The following is a 5,194-nucleotide window of genomic DNA, read 5'->3' on the forward strand; positions in this document are numbered from 1 at the left end:
CGCAACTCGCGGACCTGCTGTCGCAGATCCGCGTTTTCTGATCGCAGGTCGCTAACTTCCTGCATCAGCTCCTCGACCAAGGTCGTCAGTGACCTTAGACGTTCATCAACCGACTGAGATTCTAAAATCGAAGCACTCATGCACCCCCAAATAGAGAATCCCGCCACTCACCGCCAGATCAACTCGCTCTCACCACAACTTCCGCGAATGCTTACGTGGTTGGATACCTAAACACTTCAGCAGTCACAACTTAAAAACTGCACGACCTCCAAAAGGCGGGGGAGAAGGGAGCCAGAATCCATCAGCGCGACTTGTTTTGATACAGATACCTCTGTTTGCATGTTGCTAAACTGCACGACCTCAGCTGTTCGAAAGAGAAGGGAGCGAGATTGTTTTCGGTTTGCTCCTTGCACTTATCCACAGCATTCTCACCAGGCCACTCTCGAGGAGTGGTAGAAGCAGCAGAATCAGACTTGGCACCGCAGCAGCAAAAAGCCTATGACGCAGGTTCATTGATGGCAAAATTGACGTCGACACGCTGTGCGAAAGGATTCGCGATGACAAAAACCAACTTAATCAATACGACAACCGTGCTCGGCGTACTGCTGATAGCCATTGCTTTGGTGACGCAAACCGGCTGCTTAGGGCTCGTTTCCAACCTCGTGCATGCGGTGGGTGCCGACAAGGTCCCCGCGGACTACAAAGATGCCGAGGATCTGGAAGATTGCCGACTGGCGATTGTCACGCTGGCGGACAACAGCGAGTACTCGGACAACATCTCCGCGAGGCTCTTGAGCCGTTATGTCGGCGACATTCTGCTCGATGAAATCGATGACGTCCGACTGGTACGGGAAGATGAAATCGCAGACTGGCGAGACAGCCATGGCTGGGATACCGTCGACTTTGCCACGATTGGAAAAGGGGTCAAGGCAGAAAAGGTCCTCGGGATCGAACTGAGAAATCTGCGGCTTCGCGATGGTGCGACGCTCTACCGAGGCCGTGCCGATGCAACCGTGATGCTGCTCGACGCGGAAACAGGCGATCTTCTTTACCGCAAAGACCTGGACGAGTTCACGTTCCCCGTCTCAGCGGGGCAATACACAAGCGAGACGACGGAAACCCGTTTCCGCAAACTTTACCTGGGCATGCTGGCCAAACAGATCGGCCGACTGTTCCACCCCTATGATTTTAGCGAGACGGTGGCCATCGACGGCTCAATCGCAAGCCAATAACAGCAACATATCATTGGCTTTTCTTATTGCCCCGCCCTGAACGGGCTAATTGACAGCAGGAATCCCCAAATCCGCAGGCGCTTCCACAGCCGCCGCGGGTGCAACCGACTCAGCCTCGTCCTCTTCCTCTGCCGCAGCAACGGCGAGAAGATCAACGCCCATGGCAGCTAATTCCTGCCTTTCGATCGCCTTGGCCGCAGGACCGGCAATTTCACGCAGAACCTCGACCTGCTCTTGGAGCGCCTTGGCGAACGCTTTCTTTTCCGAGTAGGTCAAGTTGTTCAACTCCGTCATGACGGGCTCCATTTCGTCCAGCCAATCGGTCAAAGCCCCTTGGCTCTCGGCAGGCAACGAACCCATCAAACCACCAAGATTATCGGTCTTTTCGGGCGACCCAGGGGTGGGGTTGCCGCTGACGCCGAGATGCAGCTGCTGCATGATCCAGTTCAACCGCTTTCGCGAAGCGACGACCTCGGGCGTTTGCGGCGGCGCCTTCGTTGCCATTCCTCCATATCCACCGCTGCCACCGTACCCGCCGTACCCGCCTTCTCCGTAACCGCCATCCATCATGTCCTCCATGCCGCTGCCCATTTCATCTTCGTAGCCCTCCATATCGCTGCTGCCATAGTCAGCGCCATAGTCATCCTCCATGCCGCTGCCGTATCCACCGCTTCCCATACCAGGTCGACCGCGCACCGCTTTCGGTTTTTGGATGTCGAGCTGCGTCTCCGGCTTGCCAGGCTGCCCGGCCGCCGGCGTCGGCAACTCAAGCGACTCCAAGTGCTTCACTTCATTTCGAAACGCCTGCCAAGCTCGCACCGACCAACTTTCGAGCACCTTTTGGGGTGCATCGACTTGGCCCTTCAAATCGGTCGTCATCCCGCCAACTTTCGCCGCAGAATAGAGTGCAATCAGGTCATCTCGATTGGGATCCGCACTGATGCTGACCAAGGTTTTTGCCAATTGGGGTCGATTTGCTGTATCCAGGTAATCAAGGACATCGACTGCGTATCGCTGTAAAAACGCGTGCGCCTTGGCCGACCGATCGTCGGGCGTCGGGGCATCGAGCAAGTCGTTCATCAACTTGGTCAATTTGGTGCGATCGTCGGCCGTTACCAGGGGGAATGCATAAGTGACATAGCGACGAATGCCCTGGAGCGCCGCCGCCCGAATGCCCTCGGCGTTCTGTTCGTCCTCGTAAAGCCCCATCAAAATCGACAACGTATTGACGGGAACCGGGGGCGTCTGCTTGACCTGGTCGGCAGGCTTCGAATCAAGCCGTCCCAGCGCAAGCGTGGCGTTGACGCGAGCGATCGTGGAGTAGTTCCCCACGGCGATGCCTTTCATGCTGCGGGCCAACCAGGTCAGAATCTCGGGTGCCGATGGGTTTCCCCCCCGTTGAGCACGAGTCAGATAGCTCATCGAGTCTTGGACCAATTCGGAAACTTCGCCGTAAGCATCGGGCTGGGTGATCTTGGTTGGCAAATACTGAGTGAAAAAAACCTTCGCATACGTATAATCAGGGAAATCCGACGGTTTTCCACGAAACGATGCGAGTTGGCCCGCCGCCCGGTCCATCTTCTTGACGATCGCATCATCCTCAAACTTGGGATTCATCGGGATCACCTTGACCTTGGCCGGCCCTTGGCTTTGAGAGGGCAAGCAAAATGACATCATCACGACGGCAATCAAGAACAGAAACAGCACGATCAGGGCGTGGCGTCGATGGCTGTGGGTTTCCGCGACGGTCGCTGTGCGAAGTGTCATAGCGAATGGACTCGTGCTAGGGGGAAATGCACCTTCATTGGGCGCATCAGTAGATGAGATTCGGTCCCCTTCATTATCACCGACAAGGGACGCAATCGTCAAATGAATCCCGGGGACGGGAGCAAAGAATTCGAGCAAAATCGGCGAAAACCGCCGGTTAATGTTGATGAAACTGTGTGGCGACGGGAGGGGTTGGTCCAAAAGGGTGAGTTTCTCCGTTTGCCCCCGTTCATTGAGCGATTGGACCGTCAGGTTTAAAACTGCGAGTTGGGACGTAGTGAATTTAGTGCTGACAGTCCACTAGCTTGCTGGGCAGACCGAAGGACCTGGGGGTATGATGCCGGCTTACCGACACCCGATCGCTGTTTGCTCGGCGTGACCCGGTCTTCTGCTTTCGGTTCCGTCTCGATGTTTCCTTTTGGCTTGTCGTCCGACCCATGCCCCGATTCCCTCAACGACCGCCCCGCTCGAGAGCATCGGAGAAGGTGCGAGATCGGACGGGTCAATCGCCCGTGAAGGCTCGCGATCCAGTGCTGCTGAAACAGTTGGCCCAGCAGGTCGCTTCGCGGCGGTACACGCCGACACAGATCGCCCAGTGGCAAGACGAAATTCACCAACAGACGCTTTCGCTTAGCCGATCAATCGATCGGCCGAACTTCACCAAAGTCGGCCGAGACGATTTGGTCCGGATGGTTCAGATGATTGACGAGCGGTTCTTTGGCGGGCTGATTTTGCCCGCCGCCCACGCCGAAGGCCTCTCGTTCGGTTTCTCATCGCGAATGACACGTGTGGCCGGAAAATTGGTGACACACTACCCCGAAGGATCGCGTCACGGAAAACGTCGATTTGAATTGATCCTCTCCTCCACCTTGTTGTTCCAGACCTTCGAAGATGTCGATCGAAACGTCGAAGTCACCGGGCGCCGCTGCCAGGATCGCCTGCAAGCGATGCAGCGAGTGGCCGAACACGAATTCACACACCTGGTGGAAATGCTGGTTTGGAATGACGGCAATTGCAGCGAAGCTCGCTTTCAGTCGATTGCACGTCGCCATTTCGATCACCACGATTTTCGACATGATTTGATCACTCAACGCGAACGAGCCGTTCGAAAGTTCAACATCCGGGTCGGCGACCCCGTGCGGTTTGTCCACGAGGGTCATGTCTTGCAAGGGCGCGTCAACCGGATCACGCGGCGAGCGACCGTGCTGGTCGAAAACCCAAAGGGCGAACGGTTTAGTGATGGCGGACGCTATGTGCGTTACTATGTCCCGCTCGAAAAACTTCGCAAATCCACTGAAAGCTGACCTTGGGGATGGCAAGCCGTATGAAAATCTTAGTCTTGACCGGCGCGGGGATCTCGGCCGAATCGGGCGTGCCAACGTTTCGGGATGCCAGTGGATTGTGGGAAGGCCACCGCTTCGAAGAGGTCGCGACACCCGAAGCATTCGTTTCCAATCCAGCGCTGGTACACGACTTCTACAACCAGCGACGTCGAAGTTTGCAGAGTCCCTCGATCCAACCCAACGCTGCGCATCTTGCCTTAGCCAAGTTGGAACGAGAACACGATGACGATTTCCTGCTCGTCACACAAAACATCGACAACTTGCATCAACGCGCCGGCAGCCAGAACCTCATCGCCATGCACGGCGAACTCCTGAAAGTTCGCTGCCTCGATACCGACGAACGGTTTGATTGGACCGGCGATCTTGATGTCTCGACGCCCCACCCCAAACGCTCCGCTGCATTCGGTCGCCTTCGTCCCCATGTTGTGTGGTTTGGAGAAATGCCTCTCGGACTCGAGCAAATCGAAGCAGCCGCAAGCCAGGCCGATCTGTTCTTGTCGATTGGCACCTCCGCGGTCGTCTACCCGGCTGCGGCAATCGTGCAGTGGACCCGTCCAAACTGCCGACGGGTGGAAATCAACCTCGAGGCCACACCCAGCTCGGGTGCGTTTGATCAATCGATTCGCGGGAAAGCAACCGTGGAAGTTCCCGCGTTTCTAGCCACCCTCGGCTAGACGGCCGCGTTACCACTTAGCATCGCGTGAACAACAAGTGACGACTTTGGTAGATGGGGATGAAATGCTCGCTGCAGAGTAAAACCAAGTGATATCTAACTTCCCCTGATTTCACTCGGAGCAACGAGCAATGTCGAAAATAACCTATCACGTCGGACTGGACTATCACCAACACAGC

General features: G+C 56.2%; 4 protein-coding genes. 3 read left to right on the top strand and 1 reads right to left on the bottom strand.

The features are described 5' to 3' along the window. Nucleotides 1–557 precede the first annotated feature (557 nt). On the top strand, nt 558–1,232 hold the full coding sequence (locus tag Poly41_RS33585) for a hypothetical protein (RefSeq protein ID WP_197231998.1): 675 nt from the start codon (nt 558–560) through the stop codon (nt 1,230–1,232). A 45-nt stretch (nt 1,233–1,277) separates the two neighbouring features. Here Poly41_RS33585 and Poly41_RS33590 read toward each other — a convergent pair whose 3' ends face one another. Continuing rightward, nucleotides 1,278–2,999, bottom strand: a complete 1,722-nt coding sequence (locus tag Poly41_RS33590) for a hypothetical protein (RefSeq protein ID WP_146531746.1) — start codon at nt 2,997–2,999, stop codon at nt 1,278–1,280. 485 nt (nt 3,000–3,484) lie between these two features. Between Poly41_RS33590 and Poly41_RS33595 the strand changes: the two genes are divergently transcribed. Next, nucleotides 3,485–4,303, top strand: coding sequence for a hypothetical protein (locus Poly41_RS33595; RefSeq protein WP_231616158.1), 819 nt, complete (start codon nt 3,485–3,487; stop codon nt 4,301–4,303). A 20-nt stretch (nt 4,304–4,323) separates the two neighbouring features. Next, nucleotides 4,324–5,016, top strand: a complete 693-nt coding sequence (locus tag Poly41_RS33600) for an NAD-dependent deacylase (protein WP_146531747.1) — start codon at nt 4,324–4,326, stop codon at nt 5,014–5,016. Nucleotides 5,017–5,194 lie beyond the last annotated feature (178 nt).

Origin of the sequence: Novipirellula artificiosorum (genome assembly GCF_007860135.1) — a bacterium.
Taxonomy (GTDB): domain Bacteria; phylum Planctomycetota; class Planctomycetia; order Pirellulales; family Pirellulaceae; genus Novipirellula_A; species Novipirellula_A artificiosorum.